Source organism: candidate division KSB1 bacterium (assembly GCA_034506255.1).
Lineage (GTDB): Bacteria > Zhuqueibacterota > Zhuqueibacteria > Zhuqueibacterales > Zhuqueibacteraceae > Coneutiohabitans > Coneutiohabitans thermophilus.
This window is the reverse complement of the sequence record JAPDPX010000003.1, coordinates 58,417-82,959: the sequence shown is the minus strand read 5'-3', so window position 1 is coordinate 82,959 and position 24,543 is coordinate 58,417. Positions and strand designations below refer to the sequence as shown.

Here is a 24,543-nt window from a genome sequence, read left to right as displayed (position 1 = left end):
AGCAGCCGCTACATGAGCGCAAGAATCGGCAGCAGGATGAAGGTGACCAGTACCGGGTGTTTTTCGATCCAATCGAGCAGGCCGTTCGAAGTGGAAACGGTATCCGGTGCCGCTGCTTTTGCAGCGGCAGGCTGTTGAGTGGCGTCTCGCGCAACACCGGCAGGCAATATGAAGGAATCCCGACTCTGTGATGACTCGCCGAAGAGCGTCGTTGCAACAAAACCGGGCAAGATTAGCGACAACGCAAAGGGTTTCATTGCGAGCACCGGAAGTTTGCCGGACTGTTTCCTGGTGTTTTGTGCGAATATAGCTCATCCCGCGCGGGAAGGCAAAGCCATTCACGCAGCAACGATCCCCACTCTTTCAGGGGAGGGTCATTCTGCAGGATCGCGGGATAACGCCACGGTCAAACCCTGCCGGAACGGTTATTCTTTGCCGAGACTCTGGCCTTGCATCTGTTGTCCCCGTTCCTCGTGGGCGGCTGTTCAAAAATGAATTTTGCTACTTCAGCAGCGACGCACAAGCGATCGGGGCTGCAAAAATTAACGTAACCGTGCACCAGGCGGTGGCCGTGAGGCAAAATCGAAAAAATTTTTCGCGGGATTGCATTTTCGTGGCAGAAAAACTTCTTGCTGCCGCATTGTATAGTGCAGGCATCCTGCCTGCATTGGTTTGCAGACAAGTTGTCTGCGTTACGGAAACAGCGGCGGATGCTTCTTATGAAAATCCGTTGCGTCTTGATAAGCCTTGGCAACAGCCAACGTGAGCGCTTCGCCGTACAAATTGCCCATGAACGTGATGCTGGTGGGACTGCCTTTGTCGTTGAAACCGTTGGGCAACGTCACGCTGGGATGGCCGGTGAGATTGGTGAGCAAAAGATTCCCGTCGAACGAGGGCGCGACGTAAACATCGATACTCTTCATCATCTCCGCCATGGCTTGAATGACGAGATGGCGCACGCGGTTCGCCTGAATGTATTCCACCGCGGGAATGAAGCGCGCGCTGCGCAAGACATTGGGCCAGGCGTTGCGAATCTGGCGCACCAGCAGATCATCCCTGCCCGAACGCGTCAACTCGTCAAAGGCCGCCGCGGCCTCCGCGCTCAAAATAATCGTGAGCGCGTCGACGGGAAAATCCGGCAATTCCAGGGGAATCAGCTTCGCGCCCAGTTCGCGCAGCTTCGCCAGCGTGGCCTCGTTGGTGGCGCGATTGGTCGAGTCTTTCTCAAAGGCGCTTTTGAGATAGCCGATGCGCAGTTTGCCCAAATCGATTTTGGGGTTGTAGTTGAACGGCAGATCAACGACGGTGGCGTCGCGGCCATCGGGGCCATAAATGGCATTGAACACCAGCGCGCAGTCTTCCACAGTGCGGCAGATCGGCCCGAGTTTGTCCATCGACCAGCTCAATGCCATGGCACCGGCGCGACTCACGCGGCCATAAGTCGGGCGCAAACCCGTCACCCCGCAGCGTGTCGAGGGCGAAACGATCGAGCCCCAGGTTTCGGAACCGAGGGCGAAGGCCACCAGTCCCGCGGCCGTGGCGGCCGCCGAGCCGGCCGAAGAGCCGCTCGAGCCCTGCTCGAGATTCCAGGGATTGCGTGTTTTGCCGCCGAACCACACGTCGCCCCAAGCCAGCTCACCGAGAGTCAGCTTCGCCACCAGCACCGCACCCGCTGCTTCGAGCTTTTTGATGACGGTCGCATCTTCGTCGATCACCTGGTCTTTGAAGGGTACCGCACCCCAGGTGGTTTTGTAACCCCTGGTGGCGAGCAAATCCTTGACGCCGTAGGGAATGCCGTGCAGCGGGCCGCGATATTTGCCCGCGGCGATTTCCGCATCCGCGCGTTGCGCCTGCTCGAGCGCCAGCTCTTCGGTGAGGGTGATCATGCATTCGAGTTTGGGTCCGTATTTTTTCAAACGGCTGAGATACATCTGCGTAAGCTGCATCGAGGTGACTTTGCGCGTGCGCAACAGTTCGGCCAGCTCACCGACCGGGGCATATGCCAGGTCTTCGAGATTGACAGGCACGGCGATTTTGGCGGGCGCGCTCCACACCGGCGGCCGGTGTTGCGTCTCGAACGTCATTCCCACCGGCACAGGATTGAAAGCGAGCGCCGGCGGCACGCTGTTGGGCAACGGTACCCGCCGGATCTTTTCATAGTTTGCGCGATGCTCCTCGAGATCGCCGCGCATGGAATCGCGCTTGGCTTCGTTGAATTGCAGGCCGAAGAGTTTTTCAGCGGCGGCGATGAGGGCCGGGGTGAGCGGCTCGGCATTTGGGGAGGGCAGCAACGCGCCCAACGCCGCCAAACCGCCAACACCAACAGCGACTAAAATCATCTTGAATCGCATGCTGAACTCCTGATGCTGGCGAGGGGAGTATGAAGAAATGAGCGTCACAGCGGTAAGAAACAGGTGAGAAACGCAGAGACAGGATGAGGCCTGCAGGGAAATCCGAAGGCGCATGAGATTACGGGGAAGGGATTGCTCCCCGCAAGCCTCAACCGCAGCGAGCCCCAGCGACCTAGACCCGCTTGTACATCGTGCCGACCGCCAGCAGGGCAAAGCCAGCGGTCACCAGCCAGAAGGCATTCTTTGTGACGAATGCGATGGTGGTGAAATTTCCCAGGATGCCGAGCACACCGAGAATCACAGCGAGCAGCCAGACGACTTGCGTGGGGGCGTTGAATTTCATTTTCCATGCCTCCGTTTCAGGGAGTGAAGGATGAGAGTGAGTTGACGCTCCTCCTGGAAAATGCTTCACCGGACAGACTGGCCGGCGGGGTCATTCCTGAGATTCTGCTGATGCCGGTCACGGCGGGTGTTAATATGTCAAAGCCAGCCGCGAGACGCAAGCAGAGTTTTGGATCGTGAACCCAATCGCACTTACTGCTTTGCGGTCATGCCGCCGGAATGATCTGCCGCCTGGCTGCCGTGCCCGTGCTGGGGAAGAGCCCTGGCAGGGGGACAGGAAAGGCTTTGGGCTCACGGCCCAACCGGACAGTGATTGGTATCACCCTCTTTGCGCGCGGTAGAACTTCCTCATCTCCTCGAACACCTGCGCTGCGGGCGCTGCCACGGTGCGGCATTCCGGCAGGGATTGCAGAAACACCCGGCCGTAGCGCTTGGTCACGATGCGATTGTCGAATATCACAATGGCGCCGAAATCGGTTTTGCGCCGGATCAACCGGCCGAAGCCCTGTTTGAGTTTGATCACCGCCTGCGGCACGGAGTATTCCATGAAGGAATTGCCGCCACTCTTGTCGATGGCTTCGACGCGCGCCTCGATGATCGGCTCGGTGGGAACCCGGAACGGCAGCCGCGGAATGATGACACACTCCAGCGCCTCGCCGTGCACGTCCACGCCCTGCCAGAAGCTGTCGGTGGCGAACAGCACCGAGCCGACTTGTTTGCGGAAGCGCTCGAGCAACTGGTGGCGGCCTTCGGTGCCCTGTTTCAACGCGAGCATGCCCCTGGCCGCCAGGTCGCCGGCGAGCGCGTCATACATTTGATTGAGCAGCCCGTATGAGGTGAAGAGAATGAAGGCACGGCCCCGGGAAATCTCCAGCACGGTGACCAGGCCTTGTTGCAGGGCGCGGCTGTAACCCGTCTGATTCGGCTCGGGCATGTCGGTGGGAATGGCGAGCAGCACCTGGCGGGCATAGTCGAACGGCGAGCTGAGCTGCACAGTGCTGCGCCGGGAATCCCTCAGGCGGTTCAACCCCAGGCGTTGCTCCAAAAAGCGGAAGGAATCACCGACGGCCAGCGTGGCAGAGGTGAGAATCACGGTGGGAAATTTTTCGAAAACGGCTTTGTGCAGGATGGGCGCGATGTCGAGCGGGGCGCTGCGCAGGCGGACGAGATTGCCGTGGCGCGAGGCTTTCATTTCCAGCCAGCGAATCAGGCCCTCGTCCTGCGACAGCAGCACCTGTTCAATCTGCCCAGCCATGTCGTTCAGCCTGTGCGCCTGCGCCTGAATGTCGACCGCCAGCGAGGCGGCTTCGCTGCCGAGATAATTTTCCGCGAGATCGCACAGCTTCACGACTTTGAGCACGGCTTCGACGCAGTCGCGCAGTTCCTTGAGGAAGAGCGGCGCCCGGCTGTGAATGATTTCGTGAAACTCCCGGTCGCGCGCCACCGCCGGGGTGAGGCGGATCTTGATTTCGTCATACTCGTTTTGCCGGCGGCCGGCGCCCCAGGCAAAGAGACGCTGCATCAAGGCGCCGAGTTGGTGCTCGAGATTTGCCAGCGCCGGCGCGCACACCTGCTCGATTTGCTCGCGAAAGCGCTCGAGCAAAGAGCGTGTCACGAGACCGGCGCGCTTTTGCAGCTTGGCAAGAGTGAAGGGCAAAACGCCGGTCTGTCTGCCGTCCTTGTTGCGGTAGAGTTTGTGAATGGTGCGCAACAGGGCATGGTAACTGGCAGCGGCGCCGAAATAGGAGGAGGCCACTTCTTCGAGATCATGCGCCTCATCGAGAATCACCCGCTGATACCTGGGCAGCACCGCCACTTCCGAACCGCCATGCTCGTCGCGCACGGCGAGATCGGCGAACAGCAAATGATGGTTGGCGATCAGCACATCGGCGGCGGCGGCGCGGCGGCGGGCATTGTAGAAGAAGCATTCATTGTAGTAGGGACATTTGGCGCGCAGCGTGGTGTCGCTCTCCGACTGGATCTTCTCCCACACCGCTTCGCCGGGCAGAAAGCCGAGGTCAGACTTGCTGCCGTCCGCGGTTTTGCGCGCCCAGTCCAGGATGCTTTGCAGCTCCGCTTTTTGATTCGCCTCGGCGAAGAGATCGGGCTGGGACTGCACCTCCAGCAACTTGCGCCGGCAGGCATAGTTGGTGCGGCCTTTCACCAGTTCGGCGCGAAATTTCACCGGCATCACCGCCTGCAACAGCGGAATGTCCTTGTTGACGAGCTGCTCCTGCAGATTGATGGTACCGGTGGCGATCACCGTGCGCTCGCGATTGCGCACACTCCATGCGATGGCGGGCACGAGGTAAGCCAGGCTCTTGCCGATGCCGGTTCCGGCTTCGATCACCGCGACCTTGTTGTCGTTGAAAGCCTCCGCCACCTGTGCGAGCATTTGCTGCTGCGGCGGGCGGGATTCAAAATTGTCCAGCCGCTGTGCCAGCGGGCCGGCGGGGCCGAGGAACGCCTGCAAGCGCGCCACTTCCAGGCGCACGAATTGCTTTTGCTTCTGCGGCTCAACGACAACGTAAATCTCGGTGACCTGGTTGTTGACAATGTAAAATCCCACCGCCTCATTGCCCAGTTCCGAGGCCAGGCTGGCATCCGGGTGGGAGGGGTGCAGCACACCGGAGGGGTGATTGTGAATGACGACGTCGCCGGCATGCACCAGGTGAACGATGGCCGGCACCATTGTTTGGTTGCCGCGCGCCACCACCTGCACGCTTTCCACCAGGCCGTTGGAGTTGGCTTTGCCGACAAAGAAGACCTCATTGCCGCCGGCCTGCTGGATGTGATGCCGCATGTAAAACACGGCCTCCTCGGCGAGATAGTCTTGCAGTTTCATGACGGACTTGGACATGGCGGCAATCGGTTGCGGTTTGAAGTTGGCTGCCAGCGTGCCGTGCGAAGCGGCTTCGGAACGAGGCAGAATATAAATCAATTTTGTTTGAAAAAGAAAAACAAACATGAACATGAGTGCAGTCCGACTTGGGCGCGGCGAGTTTTCGAATTTCGCCAAATCCGCTGCCCAGGTCGGACTTCGCCCTTTCGTTACGCGACGCACAATATCCTGCTTGACTTTTCAGCGGTGCGCGGCTAAATTGCGCCGCATTCAAGTGCGCGAAGCTTCTTGCGAAAAATCCGCCGAACGTGCTGCCTTCCCACCTGCAGGCAGCAGCGGGCCACCACCACCCCATCTCCGAGGAGCAAGCCATGGTCAAAAAACTCATGACAATCGAGCGGCACATCATCGAGCAGCAGAAATCCTTTCCCCAGGCCACGGGGGAGTTTTCCGCCCTGCTGTACGATTTGGCGTTTGCCGCCAAGATCATCTCGCGCGAGGTGCGGCGCGCCGGCTTGATCGACATTCTGGGCTACACCGGCGCCACCAACGTGCAGGGCGAACTGGTGCGCAAGCTCGACGAGTTTGCCGATGACGTCATCTTTCGCGCGCTCGATCACACCGGCCGCCTGTGCTGCATGGCGAGCGAGGAGCGCGATGAGCTGATTCCCATCCCCGCGGAATTCAAATGCGGTCATTACGTGCTGCTTTACGATCCGCTCGATGGTTCCTCCAACATCGATGCGAACGTCAGCATCGGCACCATCTTCTCGATTCTGCGCAAGATCAGCCCGGGCGAGCGTGGCACGCTGGCGGATGCCCTGCAACCCGGAATCAAGCAGGTGGGCGCCGGCTACATTCTCTATGGCTCTTCCACCCTGCTGGTCTACACCGCGGGCCAGGGGGTGCACGGCTTCACGCTGGATCCCACGGTGGGGGAATTTCTGCTCTCGCACGAAAACATCAAGACGCCGCGGCGCGGCCAGATTTACAGCACCAATGAGGGCAACAGCGGCCGCTGGAGCGAGGGCATGCGCAACTACATACAATACCTCAAGCAGAGCGACAAGGCCACCGGCCGGCCCTATTCCTCGCGTTACATCGGCTCGCTGGTGTCGGATTTTCACCGCAATCTGCTCTATGGCGGGATTTTTCTCTATCCGGCGGACTCCAAGAATCCCAACGGCAAGCTGCGGCTGCTTTATGAAGCCAATCCGCTGGCGCTGCTGGCCACCCAGGCGGGCGGTGCGGCGAGCAACGGGCAGCAGAGCATCCTGACCATCACGCCGACGGAATTGCACCAGCGCACGCCGCTGATCATCGGCGCGGCGGAGGACGTGCAGGAGGCGGAGGAATTCCTGCAGGGCAAACGCACCGTCTGACAAACTGCTTGACAAGAGGAAAAAAATTTTCTACTCTTGGTCACAATTCACATACGCGCGCGATTCACTCCAACGCTCCTTGACGACGACGCCGTCTCACGGTCACGACCAGCCCCAATCGCGCCGTCTGCCCAGCAGGTGTCAGCCCCTCGCACAGGCCCTGGGCGGCACCTGAGACCATCAAACCCGAAAGGGGGAGCGCATGGCATCTCGTGGACTCAACAAGGTGATGTTGATCGGCCATGCCGGCCGCGATCCTGAAATCAAATATACCCCGGGCGGCCTGGCCGTGGCGACCTTCAGTGTTGCCACCAACGACAGCTACAAAGACAAGGACGGGAAGCAGCAGGACCGCACGGAATGGCATCGCATCGTGACGTTTGGCCGGACCGCGGAGGTCATGGGCGAGTATCTCAAGAAGGGGCAACTGGTCTATGTCGAGGGCCGGCTGCGGACCCGCTCCTGGGATGATGACAAGGGCCAGAAACGTTACATCACCGAGGTGGTCGCGCTCAATGTGCAGTTTCTCGGCCGTAAAGGCGATGGGGCCGAGGCGGGCGGCGGCCCCGAAATTCCACCCCCCGGTGATGACTATGTGCCGCCCGCGGCCGCGGAGCCCGCGGAAGATCTGCCATTCTGAAGGCCGGAGACCGCCAATGCGCCGTGCCAATTTTGTTTGAAAATTTTGAATCCGGGTCCGCTTGGGCTCGGATTTTTTTTCGCCGAACAAACGCGGGACCGGAACGAGGACAGGGCATGAACGCAGACGTCCAGGAATTGCTCGCGGCGGCCGTGCGCGCCAAAGCCAGGGCACTGGCGCCCTATTCTAAGTTCCACGTGGGCGCCGCCATTGCCACGCGCAGCGGGCGCATCTATGACGGCTGCAACATCGAGTCGAGCTCGTACGGCCTGACCTGCTGCGCGGAACGGGTGGCGCTCTTCAAGGCCCTTTCGGAAGGCGAACGGGACTTCTGCTGTGTGGCGGTGGCGGCTGACACCGAGGATTTCACCACACCCTGCGGGGCGTGCCGGCAAGTGCTGTGGGATTACGGCCGCGATCTCGAGGTCATTTTGGTCAACCGTGCCGGCGCAACGCGCCGGTTCAAACTGAAAGACCTGCTGCCCGAGGCTTTTGACGAGCACATGTTCAACCATGCATAAGAATTGGACAAAACGAGGCATCTTGATCGGCATTGCCGGCGGCTCCGGCTCCGGCAAGACCATGGTCACGCAGAAAATCGTTGGCCAGCTCGGCAGTGATCGCGTCGTCATCATCGAGCAGGATTCCTACTACCGCAATCTCAACCATCTGTCCCTCGAGGAGCGCGCCACCTACAATTTCGACCATCCCTCGTCGATCGACACCGAGCTGCTGGTCCGCCACATCAAGGAGCTGTTGAGCGGCCATTCCGTCGACATCCCGATCTATGATTTCACCACGCACACGCGCCGGCCGGAAACCCGGCGCACCGGCCCGCATGACGTCATCGTGCTCGAGGGCATTCTCATACTCGACAACCCCGAGCTGCGCGAGCTGATGGACATCAAAGTCTACGTGGATACCGATGCCGACCTGCGCTTCATCCGCCGGCTGAAGCGCGACACCACCGAACGCGGCCGCACGGTGCAGTCGGTGATTGAGCAGTATGAAAAAAGCGTGCGGCCCATGCATTTGCAGTTTGTCGAGCCGAGCAAACGCTACGCCGATCTCATCATACCGGAGGGTGGTTACAACCTGGTGGCCATCGATCTGCTGCGCACCAAGATCGCCGCGCTGTTGAAGGAGAGGCAATCATAAGCGGCGCCGCCGTTTCACGGCCGGAGGGCGGACCGCCAGCGACCCCGTGCGCAGACGGGCGGCCACGAGAGTATTCCTGCCTTCATCGCAAAGCGGAATTTACGATCTCATGCCTGCACACTCTGAAATGGGTTCGATCGAAGTGATATGCGGCGGAATGTTCAGCGGCAAAACCGAGGAACTGATCCGCCGGCTGCGCCGGGCACAAATCGCCAAGCAGCGTGTGATGATTTTCAAACCCGTGATCGACGATCGCTACGCCAGTGATCACATCGTGTCGCACAATGAACAAAAACTGCGCTCGCTGCCGGTGAAAAACGCGCAGGAAATTCTCGCCAATGCCGGCGATGCCCAGGTCATCGGCATCGACGAGGGCCAGTTTTTCGACGCCAGCCTGGTGCAGGTCTGCAACCTGCTGGCGCAGCGCGGTGTGCGCGTCATCGTCGCCGGGCTGGACATGGATTACCGCGGTGTGCCTTTCGAGCCCATGCCGCAACTCATGGCCATCGCCGAGCAGGTCACCAAAACGCAGGCCATCTGCATGCAATGCGGCGAACCGGCCAGCTACACGCAGCGCCTCACCGCGGCACGCGAGCGCGTGGTGGTGGGTGCCACGCAAATCTACGAGGCCCGCTGCCGCAAATGCTTCGTGCCGCCCGAGAGCTGACCCGCGCGAACCGCAGGTATTCACCGCTTTCGCAAACCGACTGGGACAACCCAATTCCGCCCCGCCGTCGTCTCGCGGGGTCGGGAAATAATGTGCCTGCCATGACTCCCATGCAAACCGAAATGGCGCCGCCTCTGCTCGACGCGGAGCGCCTGGCCACCGCCAAAGCTTTCGTGCAACAGCGTTTTGCCAGCCTTCCCCGACTGGCCATCATTTTGGGTTCCGGCCTGGGAAGCTTTGCCGACAGCATGCAAGACACCGAGATTCTGCCCACCGCCCAAATTCCGGAATATCCGCGCTCGACCGTCGCCGGTCATGCCGGCTGCTGGATTATCGGCAGGGTGGGCGGCAAGAGGCTGCTGGCCCTGCAGGGCCGGGTGCACACATATGAGGGTTATCCCGCCTCCGTGGTGGGTTTCCCGGTGCATTTGATGGCAGAGCTGGGCGTGAAACGCCTGATCGTCACCAATGCCGCCGGTGGCCTCAACCCGCTGTTCCGACCCGGCGATCTGATGCTGATCGATGATCACATCAATTTCATGTTCACCAATCCGCTGCGCGGGCAGCATCGCAGGGAATGGGGCGAACGCTGGCCGGACATGCACGCACCCTACGATCCCGGCCTGCAAGGCGTGGCACTGGAGGCGGCACGCCAGCTCGGCATTCCCCTGCGCCGCGGCGTGCTGTTTGCGTCGAAGGGGCCGAGCTATGAGACAGCAGCGGAAGTGAGGATGGCGCAACGCCTGGGCGCCGATGCCGCCACCATGTCGACCGTACCGGAGGTGCTGGTGGCGGTTGCGCGCCGGCTCGAAGTGCTGGGGATTTCCTGCATCACCAATCTGTGCACCGGCTTGACGAGCCAGAAGCTCGATCATGCCGAGGTCACCGAGGTGGCCAACCGCATCAGCACGACATTTCAGAAATTGTTGCATGCCATTATCAAACAAATCGGCTGAACCAACGCCGGCCGCGCGGGACTGGCAGGGTGCGGTTTGACACATGATCACTGACTGGCCATGAGACGAGCAAAAACGGGAAAACGCACGCGTCTGCTGGTGGTGGGGGATCGTGTTCTCATCGAACCGGATGAGGGGGAGGAGCGCACCGAGGTCGGGTTGTATTTGCCCAAATGGGCGGTGGAACGGGAATCGGTTCAGGGCGGCAGGATCGTGGCCACCGGGCCGGGCACACCGCTGCCGGATTTTGGCGAGGTCGACAGCGAGCCCTGGAAGCCGGCCCGCCGGGAATCGCGCCATCTGCCGATGCAGGCGCGCGAGGGTGATTATGCCATTTTCCTGCGCAAAGCCGCGGTCGAAATCAAGATCGATGATAAAAATTATCTGGTGGTGCCGCAGGGCGCCATTCTGGTGTTAATGCGCAACACCGGCTCAGAATGAGGGTGCGCGGGGAATGCGCCGTGCCGGATGCCGCAGGATCAAAACAACTCGCCCTGGGGGTTGGCGCGCAGCGGCCGGGCATCGTAGCCCAGTTGCCGCAAATGTACGGCAAAATCCGCGGGGCCGTGGGTCACGAAAATTTTGGCGGGATTGACCCGCCGGACAAACTCCAGCAGTCCCTTGAAATCCGCGTGATCGGAGAGCGGCAGGGCTTCATCCACCCCGCAGCGATATTTGAAACTTTCATGCACCGCCCAGCCTGAGAGGAACAGCGTGCGCTTGTTCGGAATGCGGGTAATCAGCCTGGTCAACTCCGCCCGTCGCGGCAGAATCAACACCTTGCCGGCCAGGTCAGAGGTGCGGCGCAAGGGCTCGACCCGTGTGAAGCGGTAGCCGAACTGCTCGTAGACGCGCGCGAGCTTGAGGATGGTGCCGTGCACGCAGAGCGCAAAACCGTTGTCCGTGAGAATTTTCATCGCTTCCTGCGATTTTCCCAAAGGGTAGCCAATCACGACCGGCACGCGGCCTGCTTTCAAGTTGCCGGCGGTCCAGTCACACAGTCTTGCCACCAATTCCGCGCGCGGCGGGAATTGGTAGCGTGGATGGCCATAGGTGCATTCCATGATCAGCGTGCTCGCGGGCACGATTTCCAAACGCTCAGCCGCTGCACTGGCCTCGGTGTTGAAATCGCCGCTGTAAAGCAGGCGCTCGCCCTCACGCTCTGCCAGAATTTGCGCCGAGCCGAGAATATGGCCGGCGGGATGAAAGGAAATGCGATAGCCCTCGATCTCCATCGTTTTGCCGAAGGGTACCGGCGTGATGGCCGATTTGCCCAGACGGGCGTGCATGAGTGCGGCCGTGGCAGGCGTGGCATAGGTGAGGTGATGTGTGCGGGCGTGATCGGCATGGGCATGCGAGATGCAGACCAGCTCATTGCGGGTGCGGGCATCAAACGTCAGGCGCGAGCCCCGCAGACGAATGACACGGTCGTAGACGAACATGAACTTTCCGTAACCGGATAACTCAAACGCAACAGGAGCCTGGCTGCGATTACAAAATTTACCGGGAAGAAATCAGCACTTGCATTTCAAAAAATTTGCACTTATCTTTTTGGCACTTTGTACACAGTTTTTGCGCCCTTTGTCGGGCGACCCCCGCAGCGCGGGTCAGCTATATCTGGATTGCGGTCTGCTGTTGAAGCCTTCCTGAAATTCCACACCGAGGATCACGGCTACCAAGGATGTTGCAGTCAACCAGCGATCCATCCGGTTCTCTGCCCTCCCACAAATTTCGTTGTCCCCGTTGACATCCGAAGTTTGGGTAACAGGTGCGGCAAAAGCTGGTTGTACGCCTCAATCCCTCCTCGCGGGCTTCCGGCCCACGAGGGCAAGCTTTAATATTTTGAAAGGACCGTCCAGAGTATGGAAACGGGAACAGTCAAGTGGTTCAACGAAGCCAAAGGATATGGTTTCATCCAGCGCGAAAACGGCCAGGATGTCTTCGTCCACTTCAAGGCCATCAACGGTGAAGGTTTCAAAACCTTGACAGAGGGCGAGAAGGTGCAATTCGAAGTCCAACAGGGCCCGAAAGGCTTGTCGGCTTCCAATGTCATTCGCCTGGGCAAATAACTGCCCCCACTTTGACGCAGAAAACTTCACCCCGACTGGTTTCGCCCCGCGAAATCGGCCGGGGTTTCTTGTTTTCGGCTCCGCGCCCGTAGAACGCACCCCGCAGCCCCGGGGCCGACCATGCCAACACCGTCGCCCGGGAACGCACCCCCGATTGTCTCCTCAGCTTGCCTGCTCTGTCGGCCGCACGAGGATTTGATTGACATCGACGTGCGCGGGTTGCTGCAGGGCATACAACACGGCAGCCGCAACATCCTCCGGCTTCATGAACGCGATGCGGGGATTGTTGCGAAACACTTCCAGGATGCCGCGATCGGTGATGTGTGTGGCCAGCTCGGTGGCCACCGCCCCCGGCATGATGGTGGTCACCCGCACCGGCATCTTCTCCCGCGCCAGCTCCGAACGCAAGCCCTCCGCAATCCAATTGATCGCCGCCTTGGTGCCGCTGTAGACCGCCGACCCGGGAAACACCTTGCCGGCAGCGTCCGAGGAGATGTTGAGGATGTGCCCGCGCCGCTGTTCCCGCATGATGGGCAGCACCGCGGCAATGCCATACAACACGCCCTTGACGTTGGTGTCGATCATGCGCATCCATTCCCCGATCTGGAGATTGCGCATGTAGGAGAGCAGCATCACGCCGGCATTGTTGACCAGCACATCGATCCGCCCCCATTTCTTCATGGTCTGCTGCACCGCCGCCTGCACCGCCGCCTGATCAGTGACATCGGTTTGTACCAGCAGCGCCTCACCGCCCTGGTCGGTGATCTTCTTCTTCAAGTTGCCCAAACGATCTTTGCGCCGTGCCGCCAGGGTTACTTTCGCACCAGCCTGTGCCAGCGCCAGGGCAGTTGCGAACCCAATGCCGCTGCTGGCGCCGGTGACGATGGCCACCTGATCTTGCAGTGGCGTCATCAGCCCACCTCCCGTTTTTCACACTTGTTCCGCGCACACAATATTGCCCGATGGCATGTGCCTCCGGCGGCACTGGCAGCAAGCCCGGTATTCTGCCGGGGCGCCGCGTGGAAGATGCAAAAACGTTCCGCCCGCAAGAGTGAACACCGGCAGGAATTATCGTGCCTCTGTCGCAATCAAGGTTGCATGCCGGTGGGCGGGACGATTTGTCTTCCATGCCATGCTGCCGGTGCAATTGAATTTCGTGAGCGCGCAAGCGCACGCTTCATGCGGTTTCTGCCGCCAGGGTGTGCGTATGCTCAAGGCGGCCATTGCCCTCCTCCGCCTGACGGCGCGCCAACCGGCGGCGAAAACCCTCCACATAGGTGTAAATCACCGGCACCAGGACCAGCGTCAACAACGTGGAGCTGATCAATGCGCCGATGACCACGATCGCCATGCTCTGCCGGATCTCCGAACCGGCGCCCAGAGCCAGGGCGAGCGGCGTCATGCCGAGCACCATGGTGAGTGTGGTCATGAGAATCGGCCGCAATCGCGTCGGCCCGGCTTCCAGCAGGGCCTCCCGTACAGACAAACCGCGACTGCGTTGCTCGTTGGTGCGATCGACCAGCAGAATCGCGTTCTTGGTCACCAGGCCCATGGAAAGCAGGATGCCGATCATCGAAAACATGTTGAGCGTCTGGCCGGTGAGTGCCAGCGCGCCCAGACCGCCAACCAATGCCACTGGAATGGAGAACATGATGGTGAAGGGATGGGCATAGCTCTCGAACAGCGCCACCATGATCATGTAAACGAACAGGGCGGCAAAGCCGATGGCGATCATCATGTCCCGGAACATGTCCTGCATGTTCTGCACATCGCCGGCGTAGGCGATCGTGACACCCGACGGCAGCACGATCGCGGCGCCCCGGCGCTGGATCTCCTGGGTGATCCGGCCGAGCGGAACCGTGCCGTCCAGGTTGGAAGAAACCGTGATCAAACGCTCGCGATCCTTGCGGCTGATGATGGTCGGACCCTTGCCCTGGTGGACCTTGGCCACCTGTCCCAGAAGGATGCGCTCGCCGCGATAGTTCACCAGCGTCACCTTCTCCACATCCGCGGGATTGCTGCGGTTGGCTTTGGCGAGCACCACGCGCGTGTCGAATTCGCTGTTGCCGTCCTTGAACTTGGTGGCAATGTCACCCTCCAGGGCGGTGCGCAGCGCCACGCCAATTTCGCCGAGAGTGAGGCCGAAGTGCGCGGCACGCTCGCGATCCACCGCGATCTGGATCTCGGGCTGGCCTTCCTCCCACGAGCTTTTCACGTCGCGCGTGCCCGCCACATTCGCCGTAATGTTCGCGACTTGCTCCGCCACGCGCGCGAGCGTCTCCAGGTCCGGCCCCTTCACCTCGATCTGCAGCGGTGCCTCCTGGGCGGCGCCAAACATGCTGATTGGGCTCATCCGCACCACCAGACCCGGGATTTTTGCCGAGGCAGCGGCGATCGCATTCATCACTTCCGCCGTGCTGCGTTCGCGCTCGCGCTTCGGCTTGAGGGTAACGGCGATTTGCGCCACGTTGGGCCGCTGCGTGCTGCTCCATTCACTTTGCGACTTGCCCACGGTCGCCAGATAGCGCGTGACTTCCGGCATGCCGGCCAGCAATGACTCGACGCGGCGCGTGGCCTGGTCGGTGAGGTCAAGCGCGGTGCCGATCGGCATTTCAAGATTGATGGCGAATTCGCCGCGATCGGCTTCACTGATGAATTCCGTGCCAATCGCGCCCAGCGGCACGAGCGCCAGACTGGCCAGCAGCAGCGCAAAGCTGGTCGCCACCACGGTCTTGCGATGATCCAGGCTCCAGGCCAGCAGGTGACGATAACGCTCGTTGAGATTCTGCTGCCAAGTTTCGAAAGTATCAATGATCTTGTGCAGCCACGGCCAGCGGAAGGAGGTGCGGCCGGCACGCGACCACTTCGCTGCCAGCATGGGCGTGAGCGTGAAGGAAACGAAGAGCGACAACAGCGTGCTCACCACGATGGTGAGACCGAACTCCTTGAAAATCTTGCCGACAATGCCGCCAATCAAGGCGATGGGCAGGAACACCACCACGTCCACCAGGGTGATGGCAACAGCGGCGAAACCGATTTCGTTGCGCCCCCTGAGCGCCGCCACCTGCGGCGCCTCGCCGTGTTCGAGATGACGGTGGATGTTTTCCAGCACGACGATGGAATCATCCACCAGGATGCCGATCACCAGTGCCAGCGCCATCAGCGAAACTAAATTGATGGTGAAAGCGAAGGCCTGCATCATGATGAAGGTGGTGATCAGGCTGGTTGGAATCGACAGCAGCACAATGAACGAATTGCGGAAACTGTGCAGGAAGACGAACAGCACCAGCGCCACCATCAACACCGCCAGGCCGAGATCGCGCTTGACTTCGTTGACAGAGTGCAGGGTGAATTGCGTGATGTCCTGCGCCACCTCGAAGTGAATCCTGCCCTGTTGCTCGTTCTCGATCTTCGCCAGCTCGGCGCGCACCAGGCCGGCCACCTGCACCGAATTGGAGCCGGATTGCCGCTGCAGATACAGGCCCAGCGCCGGCTCGCCGTTCAAACGGGTGTAGGTCACGTCTTCATTGAAGGTGTCCAGCACCTGCGCGACATCGCGCAGATAGATGCGGCTGTCGCCGTGGGCGGCCAGCACAATGTTGTTCATGGCCTGCGGCGAGGTGAATTTGCCGGCGACACGCACGAGGTATTGATTTTCACGTGAATTGATCTTGCCGGTGGGGAAATCCAGATTTTCGCGCTGCAGTGCCTGACTGACCTGCACGATGGAGAGGTTGTAGGCGCGCAGCCGGTCATTGTCCACCTCGATGCGGATCTCACGCTGCCGGCCGCCAACGATGGTGACGCTGGAGACGCCGGGCAACTGCTCCAGCCGCGGGGCGACATACTCGTCGGCAAACTGATACAATGCCCGGCTGTCGAGCTGGCGGCTGCTCAATGCGATGCGCACAATTGGAAAGTCGTTGATGTCCGACTTGGTTACTGTGGGGGTGTAAATATCCTTCGGCAGCTCCGCGCGCACGCCGTCCACCTTGCGCTGCACTTCATTGGTGGCAACCTCGACATCCGTGGTAAACGAAAACTCCGCCAGCAGCACGGACACACCTTCGTTGGAAAACGAGCGGATGTGCTTCAAGCCGTTCAGGCTCGACAGCGCCTCTTCGATGGGCTTGGAGACCTCGCTCTCCACTTCTTTCGGACCGGCGCCGGGATAGATGGTGACCACCGACACCATCGGCCAGTCCATCTTGGGCAACAGATCCACGCCCATTTGCGAATAGGCGAAGATCCCGAGTGCGGCCAGCGCAGTGAAAACCATGGTAATAAAAGCCGGCCGTTTTATCGAAACCTCGGTGAGGGTCATGGCTTTTTCCTGAATTCCATTTGTGCCTGTTTACTCTCCGGACACATTGCGATGGTGCACCGCAACATTGGCAAACCACTTGCCCGGCCTTTTCGGGCAAGCAGGCACATCGAACATCGCGGCGGAGTTTTGCTGCATTCCGTCCATGCGGTGGTCCAACACCGCGAAGCGTCCAGGCAGAGACGTATTGTCCGGGCATGGCATCGTCATTCACGCCGCAATGCCCGGGCCGTCAGACATGTTACTATTCCTGCACGATGACTTTGTCACCATCCGACAAGCGCTGTTGTCCGGAGACCACCAGATGTGCGCCCGCGGCCGGGCCGCTGACAATTTGCACCCGCTCCGGCTCCTGCAGTCCGAGTGCAACCGGCACACGGCGGGCGATGCCGTTTTCCTCGACAAAAACATGGTGCCCGGAAAGATCGGACAAGAGCGCGGCGCGTGGCACAACCAGGGCGTTCTCCGCCCGCGCCACGCTGATGACACTGCGGCCGAACATGCCGCTTTTCAAAGATTCGGCCGCATCATTCTCCACCAAAATCTCGACCGCATAGGTCCGCTCACTGTTGGCTTTTTGTGCCACGGCAACCACTCTGCCATTGAAAGTTCTGCCCGGCAGGGCATCGACGGTCACCACCGCGGGCTGGCCGTGGCGCAGCAGGGCCACTTCGCTTTCCGCCACACTCGTTTTCAGCTTCATCCTGCGCGCATCCACCACCACGCCAACACGGTCACCCGGCCGCACCAGCACGGCTGCGTCAACGTAGCGGTCTGCCAGGCGGCCGGCAAGCGGCGTCTTGATGAAAGTATCATCGTACTGGCGCTGCGCCAGTTTCAAAGCCGCTTCCGCGCTCTTGAGTTGCGCCAGTGCCGCGCGCTCAGCCAGGCGGGCATTCTCCAGCACACTCTGTGTGGTGATTTGTTGCTGAAACAGTTCTTCATATCTTGCCCGATCCTTGACCGCCTTCTCATGATTCGTCTGCGCGGTCAGCAATTGTGCGCGGGCCTGCTCCACAGCGACCAGCTTGAGATCATTTTCCACCTGCACGATGGTCGCACCCTTGTTGAGCCATTCTCCGACTTGCGCGCGCACGGCCACAATGGTGCCATGCGTCTCCGAAACGACCGTCGCTTCGTACTCACCGGCCAGCGTGCCGGAGACTGCCAAAGTTTGCGTCATTTCGGCGGGAGAGAGGGTGATGGTCCTGACCGCAACCGGCCGGGCCTCGGCAACAGGCGCATTTCTCTCGCTGTGCCAGCGGCTCCAGGCTACGAAACTGATGAACACCGTTACGATCAACAGTGCGATGACCTTTTTGGATAACATATCGTCCTCACTTTATCAAGACAGACTTGTCCAGCGCTAAAAAATGTAGTGCCATTCATGAGGAATGACGCATGGCAGGCTGGTGCTGTAAAATGACCCTAAAGCGACAGACAAACACGCCGGCAGTGGAACCTGCGGCATGTTCAGGTGCACCGCGCGCACGAGCTGAAGCCGTATGATGCGGGCTACCGTCCCAGAACACCCATCGCACGCGCCAGTTGCGCTTTGGCGAGGAAGAAATCATAGCGCGCCTCGATCCGGCTGGCCTTGGCCTGGGTTGCGGCGACTTCGGCATCGACCACATCCAGACTGGAAAGCAGGCCGACTTCATAGGAGTTGTTGACGATGCGCAGATTCTCATTCGCCTCTTCCACCGCCTTCTCCGCGATGGTGATGCGCTTTTCCGCTGCGGCCAGGTTCAGCGAGGCCTGCTTCACCTGCAATTGCAGGCCGCGAATGAAATCCTCCTCCATCTTTTGCGCCTGCTGCAGCGCCGAGCGCTCGCGTTGCAGTCCGGCGTAATTCTGAAAACTGTTGAACACCGGCAGCGAGGCCGAGATGGCGAGCGACCAAGTGCGGAAACTGTCGAAGGCCCAGGTATCGTTCGCCTCCCAGGAGTAATTGTAGGCCAGACCCACTTTCGGCAGGAAACCCGAGCGCGCCACACCCACCGCTGCCCGTTGTGCCGCAACATTCGCCTTCATCATCTGCACGCCGGGATGGCGGCGCAACGCAATCTCGGTTTGTTCGGCCAGGGTGCGCGGCGCCTGCCAACTGAAATCATTCACCGGCTGCAGCGTCACCTCCTGCTCCAACGCCACGCCCATCACCTGATTCAGCGCGGATTTGGCCAGTTCCAGATTGTTCTGCGCCACCACCACGGCATTCTCCGCGCTGGCGAGCGCGACTTCGAAACGCAAGACTTCGGTGCGTGCCCGCAAGCCGACTTCCAGCATCTTCTTCGAGGTTTCGAGATGCCGCTGGGCGGAGCGGCGCGATTCCTCCGCCAGTGCCAGCAGCTCCTGCGCTTTCAGCACTTGAAAATAGGCATTGTGCGTGTCGAAGATCACCCGTTGCCGGGTTTCCTCCAGGCTGGCCTGCCCACGACTGTCCAGCGCCCGTGCCAGGTTCAATTGTGACGACAAAACCCCGCCGGTAAAGATCGGCTGCACCACACTCACCGAAGGGCCATAGGAATTGCGCCAGGCGCCGGGGCGCACATTGCGGCGCAGTTCCTCCGGCAGAAACTGACTGTTGGCAGGATCATTCACGAAGTTGTAAAACGCATTGGCGCGATCGAGCGTGCCCTGATCGAGCCGGAGATATTGAAAGCCGAAACTCACTTGCGGCAGATAGTCCAGATAGGCCTTCTTCAAGCCCCACTGCGAGGAGCGTGTACTTTGCCTGGCTGCTTGCAATGAAAGATTTTTTTCCAGGGCCGTGGCCACCGCCTGCTCGAGGGTCAATGGTGTCCCGTTCGGCCGGGAAGCCGGTGTGCTTTCGCCCTCCGCCGGCTGGGCGGCGGCCTGCTGCGTCACGGCACTCGTCAAAACCACAGCCATCATCCAGAAAAGCAACTCTCGCTTGAAAGCGAACATTGCGGTTCCTCCGTTGAAAGGTATTTCTCACATCCAGGCTGGTATGGCAAAGGCTGGAGATCACTCCGCCCTGCTCGCCGCGCAAGTGCGCAGCTTTTGCTGTTTCACCTGCGCCTCGGCAGGCCAGTCCAGTGTCCAGCGCTCCTCGGCCTGCACCTGCAAGGCGAGCTGCTCGAGCCATTCCAGTTCCAACTTCATGTGCTTGTGGGCATTTTCGATCAACATGAACCAATTAAAGGGAATGCGGTCTTTCAGCTCGACCAAATGAGCCTGCAAATCGCGATCACATTGCAGCAACTTTTCGCGGCGGTGCTGCAACGCTGCCAGCACGCGTTCGCGCGAAGCGCCCTGAATGAAGGCCACCCCCAGACCAAACGGCCATTCCGGCCGCTCGTCCTCGCGCAGGAAATATTCCACCATTTCGCTCAACTGCTGACGGCCCTCTTCGGTGATCGAATAAACCGTGCGCTCCGGTGTGTTGCCGACTTTCTCCTTTTCGGACTTGATCAAACCAGCCTCCTCGAGCCGCGCCAGCGTGCTGTAGATCGACGCCAGCTTGATCTTGGCCCAATAATCCATCTCGCGCCGGGTGATCTCCTGGTGAATCTGATAACCGTGCATGGGAGATTCCGACAACAACCCCAGAATGGCAATTTCATTCTTCGACATGCTGCTCTCCAAAAAAGTTGGGGAGTTTTACTATTCAAAGTTAGAATAGTTGCAGCCAGAATAGATTAAATTTCACGGGAGCTTTTGTTCACTTGCAAACCAGAGGCTTATTGCCTGGTGACTTGGAAATTAAGCTGAAACAATTGTCTTCACCAAAAATCAAAGACAAAGATTCATAGCCAGCAATACCTTGCGATAAGACAAGCTCCCGCAAAAAAACGGCAAAGCCGCCGCTCGGAAGATGAGTTATTCATTTAATGGCAGGGCGTTCGGCAGGTGGTTTGACAGGCCGGACTTGGGAGGGTTGCTGCCCCGTGCGTTCCGCATGCTTCTCATGCGATAATTTTTAAGAGGACATTCATCACTGCATACTGTCCGACCGGAATGAGGCGCCGGGCCCGTAACAATTGCCGGTCTGGACCACCTCGGCAGACGGATTGGCTTTCACTTCACAGCAACTGCCATCAGCGTGGTGTCATCTTCGAATTGCCGGCTGCCGGTGAAGCGTTGCACGGCGGCGAACACTTCCTTCACCAGCACGGCGAGGGTCAGAGGCGTCCTGCTTTGAGTCGCCAGCCAGCCATCGACCACGTGCCTGAGTCCCGCCACGCCAAACTGTTTGCGGTCCTTGGTCCTGGCTTCGGTGATGCCGTCGGTGTAGAACAACAGCAGGTCGCCGGCTTGCAAATCGAGTGTTTCGACGAAGCGGGGCGTGGTGGGATCGAGTCCCAAGGGAATGCCCTCCGCCCGCACCTCTTCCCACTCCTTGCCGGGCAGACGGCGCAACAGCGGGGGATTATGACCGGCGCTGGAGAACTCCAGCCGTTTCGCCTCGACATCCAAGATCCCGAGAAAAAATGTGACGAAGACTTTGCCCTGGGCATATTCGTAGATGAGGCGGTCGAGATTGCGAATCATCGCCGGCAGTTCCTGACGATGCGAAATCTCCGAATACAATCCGCCGTGCAGCGTCATCACCACCAGGCCCGCGGGCAGGCCCTTGCCCACCACATCGCCAATCGCTATCAGAAAGCGGGTCTCACTCAACGGAATGAAATTGAGGTAATCTCCGCCAATCTGCTGCGCCGCGGCAAAGTGAAACGCCATCTCGAAGCCGGGATGGGAGTATTCGGGATCGGGAAAGAGGCGCTGCTGCACCGCTCTGGCGGCGCGCATCTGCTTCTTGAGGCGCTGCTTCTCGGCCATTTCCCGCTGCAGCAGGGCATTTTCAATGGCGAGCGAGGTTTGATCCGCCAGCACCTGCAGCATCGTGCGGCGGTGCTCGGGCAGGCCTTTGAGCGGCCGGCGGCTGTCGAGGTAAAGCACGCCAAAGATCATGCCTTTGGCAAAGTGGCCGGTGGTCTCGGCATCATGCGCGGTGGAGGCCTCGAGCGCATGCGGCGATTTCAACGGCAGGCAGATGATGGTGTGCAGGTTGAGTGCGATCATGCTGTGATTGGCGCTCTGCCGGTCAGGCTCCCGGATCACCAGTTCGCCGGTGCTCAGCGCCTGCTCGATGGTCGAACGGCTGACTGCGAATTCGTCACGCTGCAACTCCCCCCTGGAGACATTGTGAAACACCGCCGGTTTCAAGTTCAGGCTGCGATCATAGAGAAAGATGATGGCGCGCTCGGCGCGCGTGAGGGTGACGGCGAACTCCGCGGCGATTTCGAGCACACGCTGGGAGAGCGCGGCCGACTTGGCGCTGTCCCCGATGTCTTTGATGGCCGCGAGAAACCTGTCCTGGGTGAGCAGCACGCGATTCTGCCCGCTTTTCGCCAGCTCGGTGGTGCGGAACAGCAGCATGATGTTGCCGATGGTGAGCAGGTCAAAATCCTTCAATTCGCGACGGTCGACTTTGCTGTCGTTTACCAGCACGCCGTTGCTGCTGCCCAGGTCTTGAATGTAGAACCGGCCGTCGCGGAACTCCAGGCGCGCATGCGTGCGCGAGACCGAGGGATCAAGCAGGACGATGGTATTGTCATAATGGCGGCCGAGCGTGGCGCCCTCGGCATAAATGTAGTAAGTGGCGGTCTCCTCTTTCTCCCCCACTTCCTTGAGGGCCGCGAGGAACAACGGCGCTCCGCAATTGCCGCAATGATGAAATTGGGTGGGATTTTCGGCTTGACACTGAGTGCAGCGCATGGCTTGCCCCTGGCAATTTCGTGGCTGGCGGCTGGACAATAAGATAGGCACAGAATCCAAATCCACAAGATGTATTTCGCTGGATTTTTTCTCGGTCAGATTGCAGCCGCCCTCCTGCCCTCAGGATGATGGTGCTCTCCGTCATACATCACGCCCGCGCAATTGTGCCGGAAATGCCCTTGCTTCTGCAGCGGGCTGCGGCTATATTGCGCCAACTTTGTCACGGGAGGAAAGATGGCCAAACAATATTCCCGCCGGGAGTTCCTGCAAACCGGCCTGGCCGGCGCGCTGGCGACGACGCCGTTGCTCGCCGCAGCCTGCGCCCCCTGGTACGAATTCGACCTGCTGCTGATCGGCGGTTTGCTTTATGACGGCAGCGGCCGGGACGGCATGCGCAGCGACCTGGGCGTGCAGAATGGCCGCATCACTGCGATCGGCGATCTGCGCGACCGCAGCGCCAAACACAAGCTCGACGTCAGCGGGCTGGCGGTGGCGCCCGGCTTCATCGACTTCCACAGCCACAGCGATGAAGAGCTGCTGCTCGGCGGTGAAGCACAGTCGAAAATCCGGCAGGGCGTCACCACGGAAATTCTTGGGCAGGACGGCGATTCGCTGGCACCGTTGAATGAAAAAATGCGCGCCGAGCTGCATGCCGAGCTCAGCAAGCGCTTCGGTCTCACGGTCGACTGGCAGGATTTCACCGGCTACTTTCGGCGCCTGCAAGCCGGCGGGCTGATCAGCAACGCCGCCAGCATGGTGGGGCAGGGCACGCTGCGCCAGCTCGTGGTCGGCCTGGAGGATCGTCCTGCCACGCCGGAGGAAATCGCGCAGATGCAGACGCTGCTGCGTACGGCCCTGCAACAGGGTGCCTGCGGCATTTCTTCGGGATTGGAATACACCCCGGGCAGCTTTGCCAGCACCGAGGAGATCATTGCGTTGTGCCGGACCGCTACGGGCCGGACGATCTACTCCACCCACATGCGCAATGAAGACGACACCCTGCTGGAAGCAGTGGCGGAAGCGATTCGCATTGCCCAGGAGGCGGGCGTGGCGCTCAATATTTCCCACATCAAGGCGTCCGGCCACCAAAACTGGCACAAACAACCGGAGATGCTGGCCATGCTGGCGGCCGCGCGGCAGGCCGGCCTGCGTGTAACCTGCGATCGCTATCCCTACACCGCTTATGCCACGGGATTGTCCTCGCTTTTCCCGCTGTGGGCGCGTGCCGGCGGCAATGAAGCGTTCCTGCAGCGCCTGCAGGATGCGGAGACACGCGCGCAATTGCGGCCGCTGGTCCAATACGAAGCCGACAAGATCGGCGGCTGGCAATCGGTAATGATCTCCAGCCTGCCCAATCATCCGCGCCGCAGGGAGTATGAAGGTATGAATCTTGCCGAACTGGCGCGCTCAGGCGCGGATCCCTTTGATCTGCTGGTGCAATTTCTTCTGATTGAAAAGGGCGGAGGCGGGATGGTGGGCTTTGCCATGCCAGAAGAGGATACCGCCCGACTGCTGGCGGATCCCTACTGCATGCCGGCCAGTGATGGCGCGGCGCTGGCGGAGCAGGGCGTGTTGCACAGCGGTCACCCCCATCCGCGCTCCTATGGGACTTTTCCGCGGGTGCTGGGCAAATACGTGCGCGAGCAGGGCATCATGACGCTGGGCGAAGCGGTGCGCAAACTGACCGCGCTGCCCGCGCAAACCTTGCGGCTGGCCGAGCGCGGCATGCTCAAACCCGGATACTGGGCCGATGTAGTGGCTTTTGATCCCCAAACTGTTGCGGATCGCGCCACCTGGTCGCAGCCACATCAGTATCCGGCTGGCATCCCTTTTGTTGTTGTGAACGGCCAACTCGTCATCGACCGGGAAAAATTTACTGGCGCGCTGGCGGGCCGCGTGCTGCGTGCACCAGCCTAACGCGATGATGATAAAATACCTGACACTCCAGCCAGCGGGCGGCCAGGGCGCCCGCTGCTGTCCGCCCGCCTGTCACAGTTTCTCATACTGGAACGGTCAAGTGAAGCCACTGTTGACTTTCGAAACAGTCGTGTTTAAATTCGCCACCCTTTT

The 24,543-nt window shown here is 60.3% G+C and carries 20 protein-coding genes; 9 read left to right on the top strand and 11 right to left on the bottom strand.

Features of this window, described 5'->3' with window-relative positions; all coding sequences use genetic code 11:
- Window positions 1-8: 8 nt before the first annotated feature.
- From ONB52_06560 to ONB52_06545, 4 genes are all read right to left on the bottom strand, one after another.
- Window positions 9-257, bottom strand: coding sequence for a hypothetical protein (locus ONB52_06560; GenBank protein MDZ7415809.1), 249 nt, complete (start codon window positions 255-257; stop codon window positions 9-11).
- A 435-nt stretch (window positions 258-692) separates the two neighbouring features.
- Window positions 693-2,351, bottom strand: a complete 1,659-nt coding sequence (locus ONB52_06555; protein ID MDZ7415808.1) for an amidase — start codon at window positions 2,349-2,351, stop codon at window positions 693-695.
- Between the two features lie 172 nt (window positions 2,352-2,523).
- Window positions 2,524-2,694, bottom strand: coding sequence for a hypothetical protein (locus tag ONB52_06550; GenBank protein ID MDZ7415807.1), 171 nt, complete (start codon window positions 2,692-2,694; stop codon window positions 2,524-2,526).
- Between the two features lie 318 nt (window positions 2,695-3,012).
- On the bottom strand, window positions 3,013-5,667 hold the full coding sequence (locus tag ONB52_06545; protein MDZ7415806.1) for a DEAD/DEAH box helicase: 2,655 nt from the start codon (window positions 5,665-5,667) through the stop codon (window positions 3,013-3,015).
- A 239-nt stretch (window positions 5,668-5,906) separates the two neighbouring features.
- Between ONB52_06545 and fbp the strand changes: the two genes are divergently transcribed.
- The 7 genes from fbp to ONB52_06510 all read left to right on the top strand — a co-directional run bounded on the left by fbp (window position 5,907) and on the right by ONB52_06510 (window position 10,779).
- On the top strand, window positions 5,907-6,917 hold the full coding sequence (gene fbp / locus ONB52_06540) for a class 1 fructose-bisphosphatase (GenBank protein MDZ7415805.1): 1,011 nt from the start codon (window positions 5,907-5,909) through the stop codon (window positions 6,915-6,917).
- 202 nt (window positions 6,918-7,119) lie between these two features.
- Window positions 7,120-7,557 (top strand): single-stranded DNA-binding protein, encoded by a 438-nt coding sequence (locus ONB52_06535; GenBank protein MDZ7415804.1) that lies wholly within the window; start codon window positions 7,120-7,122, stop codon window positions 7,555-7,557.
- A gap of 116 nt (window positions 7,558-7,673) precedes the next feature.
- Window positions 7,674-8,078 carry a cytidine deaminase gene (gene cdd / locus ONB52_06530; GenBank protein MDZ7415803.1) on the top strand — a complete coding sequence of 135 codons (405 nt, stop codon included), beginning with the start codon at window positions 7,674-7,676 and terminating at the stop codon, window positions 8,076-8,078.
- Window positions 8,071-8,715: a uridine kinase gene (udk, locus tag ONB52_06525; GenBank protein ID MDZ7415802.1), complete on the top strand. Its 645-nt coding sequence runs from the start codon at window positions 8,071-8,073 to the stop codon at window positions 8,713-8,715. The genes cdd and udk overlap by 8 nt, the downstream gene beginning before the upstream one ends.
- A 109-nt stretch (window positions 8,716-8,824) precedes the next feature.
- Entirely contained in the window at window positions 8,825-9,382 is a 558-nt protein-coding gene (locus ONB52_06520) for a thymidine kinase (protein ID MDZ7415801.1), read from the top strand.
- A gap of 101 nt (window positions 9,383-9,483) precedes the next feature.
- Window positions 9,484-10,338, top strand: coding sequence for a purine-nucleoside phosphorylase (locus ONB52_06515; GenBank protein ID MDZ7415800.1), 855 nt, complete (start codon window positions 9,484-9,486; stop codon window positions 10,336-10,338).
- 60 nt (window positions 10,339-10,398) lie between these two features.
- Window positions 10,399-10,779, top strand: coding sequence for a co-chaperone GroES family protein (locus tag ONB52_06510; protein ID MDZ7415799.1), 381 nt, complete (start codon window positions 10,399-10,401; stop codon window positions 10,777-10,779).
- 38 nt (window positions 10,780-10,817) lie between these two features.
- Here ONB52_06510 and ONB52_06505 read toward each other — a convergent pair whose 3' ends face one another.
- Entirely contained in the window at window positions 10,818-11,780 is a 963-nt protein-coding gene (locus tag ONB52_06505; protein MDZ7415798.1) for an MBL fold metallo-hydrolase, read from the bottom strand.
- Window positions 11,781-12,200: 420 nt separating this feature from the next.
- Here ONB52_06505 and ONB52_06500 point away from each other — a divergent pair, with 420 nt between their 5' ends.
- Complete coding sequence (locus ONB52_06500) at window positions 12,201-12,407, top strand: cold-shock protein (protein ID MDZ7415797.1); 207 nt, start codon at window positions 12,201-12,203, stop codon at window positions 12,405-12,407.
- A 162-nt stretch (window positions 12,408-12,569) separates the two neighbouring features.
- On the opposite strand, the gene ONB52_06495 is transcribed toward ONB52_06500, so the two are convergent.
- The 6 genes from ONB52_06495 to ONB52_06470 all read right to left on the bottom strand — a co-directional run bounded on the left by ONB52_06495 (window position 12,570) and on the right by ONB52_06470 (window position 22,404).
- Window positions 12,570-13,319: an SDR family oxidoreductase gene (locus tag ONB52_06495; GenBank protein MDZ7415796.1), complete on the bottom strand. Its 750-nt coding sequence runs from the start codon at window positions 13,317-13,319 to the stop codon at window positions 12,570-12,572.
- 265 nt (window positions 13,320-13,584) lie between these two features.
- Window positions 13,585-16,731 carry an efflux RND transporter permease subunit gene (locus ONB52_06490; protein MDZ7415795.1) on the bottom strand — a complete coding sequence of 1,049 codons (3,147 nt, stop codon included), beginning with the start codon at window positions 16,729-16,731 and terminating at the stop codon, window positions 13,585-13,587.
- 244 nt (window positions 16,732-16,975) lie between these two features.
- Window positions 16,976-18,061, bottom strand: coding sequence for an efflux RND transporter periplasmic adaptor subunit (locus tag ONB52_06485; protein ID MDZ7415794.1), 1,086 nt, complete (start codon window positions 18,059-18,061; stop codon window positions 16,976-16,978).
- Window positions 18,062-18,246: 185 nt separating this feature from the next.
- Window positions 18,247-19,659, bottom strand: coding sequence for a TolC family protein (locus ONB52_06480; GenBank protein MDZ7415793.1), 1,413 nt, complete (start codon window positions 19,657-19,659; stop codon window positions 18,247-18,249).
- A 60-nt stretch (window positions 19,660-19,719) separates the two neighbouring features.
- Entirely contained in the window at window positions 19,720-20,328 is a 609-nt protein-coding gene (locus ONB52_06475) for a PadR family transcriptional regulator (protein MDZ7415792.1), read from the bottom strand.
- Between the two features lie 444 nt (window positions 20,329-20,772).
- A complete protein-coding gene (locus tag ONB52_06470; protein ID MDZ7415791.1) occupies window positions 20,773-22,404 on the bottom strand; it encodes a SpoIIE family protein phosphatase in 1,632 nt (543 codons plus the stop codon).
- A gap of 303 nt (window positions 22,405-22,707) precedes the next feature.
- On the opposite strand from ONB52_06470, the gene ONB52_06465 reads away from it, so the two are divergent.
- Window positions 22,708-24,390 (top strand): D-aminoacylase, encoded by a 1,683-nt coding sequence (locus ONB52_06465; GenBank protein ID MDZ7415790.1) that lies wholly within the window; start codon window positions 22,708-22,710, stop codon window positions 24,388-24,390.
- Window positions 24,391-24,543 lie beyond the last annotated feature (153 nt).

Excerpts from the sequence above, each read along its gene's own strand:
- ONB52_06505 (MDZ7415798.1), bottom strand. The coding sequence starts at position 11,780 with ATGTTCGTCTACGACCGTGTCATTCGTCTGCGGGGCTCGCGCCTGACG.
- ONB52_06550 (MDZ7415807.1), bottom strand. The coding sequence starts at position 2,694 with ATGAAATTCAACGCCCCCACGCAAGTCGTCTGGCTGCTCGCTGTGATT.
- ONB52_06520 (MDZ7415801.1), top strand. The coding sequence starts at position 8,825 with ATGCCTGCACACTCTGAAATGGGTTCGATCGAAGTGATATGCGGCGGA.
- ONB52_06465 (MDZ7415790.1), top strand. The coding sequence starts at position 22,708 with ATGGCCAAACAATATTCCCGCCGGGAGTTCCTGCAAACCGGCCTGGCC.
- ONB52_06535 (MDZ7415804.1), top strand. The coding sequence starts at position 7,120 with ATGGCATCTCGTGGACTCAACAAGGTGATGTTGATCGGCCATGCCGGC.
- ONB52_06495 (MDZ7415796.1), bottom strand. The coding sequence starts at position 13,319 with ATGACGCCACTGCAAGATCAGGTGGCCATCGTCACCGGCGCCAGCAGC.
- ONB52_06500 (MDZ7415797.1), top strand. The coding sequence starts at position 12,201 with ATGGAAACGGGAACAGTCAAGTGGTTCAACGAAGCCAAAGGATATGGT.
- ONB52_06555 (MDZ7415808.1), bottom strand. The coding sequence starts at position 2,351 with ATGCGATTCAAGATGATTTTAGTCGCTGTTGGTGTTGGCGGTTTGGCG.
- ONB52_06515 (MDZ7415800.1), top strand. The coding sequence starts at position 9,484 with ATGACTCCCATGCAAACCGAAATGGCGCCGCCTCTGCTCGACGCGGAG.
- ONB52_06490 (MDZ7415795.1), bottom strand. The coding sequence starts at position 16,731 with ATGACCCTCACCGAGGTTTCGATAAAACGGCCGGCTTTTATTACCATG.
- ONB52_06475 (MDZ7415792.1), bottom strand. The coding sequence starts at position 20,328 with ATGTCGAAGAATGAAATTGCCATTCTGGGGTTGTTGTCGGAATCTCCC.
- ONB52_06510 (MDZ7415799.1), top strand. The coding sequence starts at position 10,399 with ATGAGACGAGCAAAAACGGGAAAACGCACGCGTCTGCTGGTGGTGGGG.
- ONB52_06560 (MDZ7415809.1), bottom strand. The coding sequence starts at position 257 with ATGAAACCCTTTGCGTTGTCGCTAATCTTGCCCGGTTTTGTTGCAACG.
- cdd (MDZ7415803.1), top strand. The coding sequence starts at position 7,674 with ATGAACGCAGACGTCCAGGAATTGCTCGCGGCGGCCGTGCGCGCCAAA.
- fbp (MDZ7415805.1), top strand. The coding sequence starts at position 5,907 with ATGGTCAAAAAACTCATGACAATCGAGCGGCACATCATCGAGCAGCAG.
- udk (MDZ7415802.1), top strand. The coding sequence starts at position 8,071 with ATGCATAAGAATTGGACAAAACGAGGCATCTTGATCGGCATTGCCGGC.
- ONB52_06480 (MDZ7415793.1), bottom strand. The coding sequence starts at position 19,659 with ATGTTCGCTTTCAAGCGAGAGTTGCTTTTCTGGATGATGGCTGTGGTT.
- ONB52_06545 (MDZ7415806.1), bottom strand. The coding sequence starts at position 5,667 with ATGTTCATGTTTGTTTTTCTTTTTCAAACAAAATTGATTTATATTCTG.
- ONB52_06485 (MDZ7415794.1), bottom strand. The coding sequence starts at position 18,061 with ATGTTATCCAAAAAGGTCATCGCACTGTTGATCGTAACGGTGTTCATC.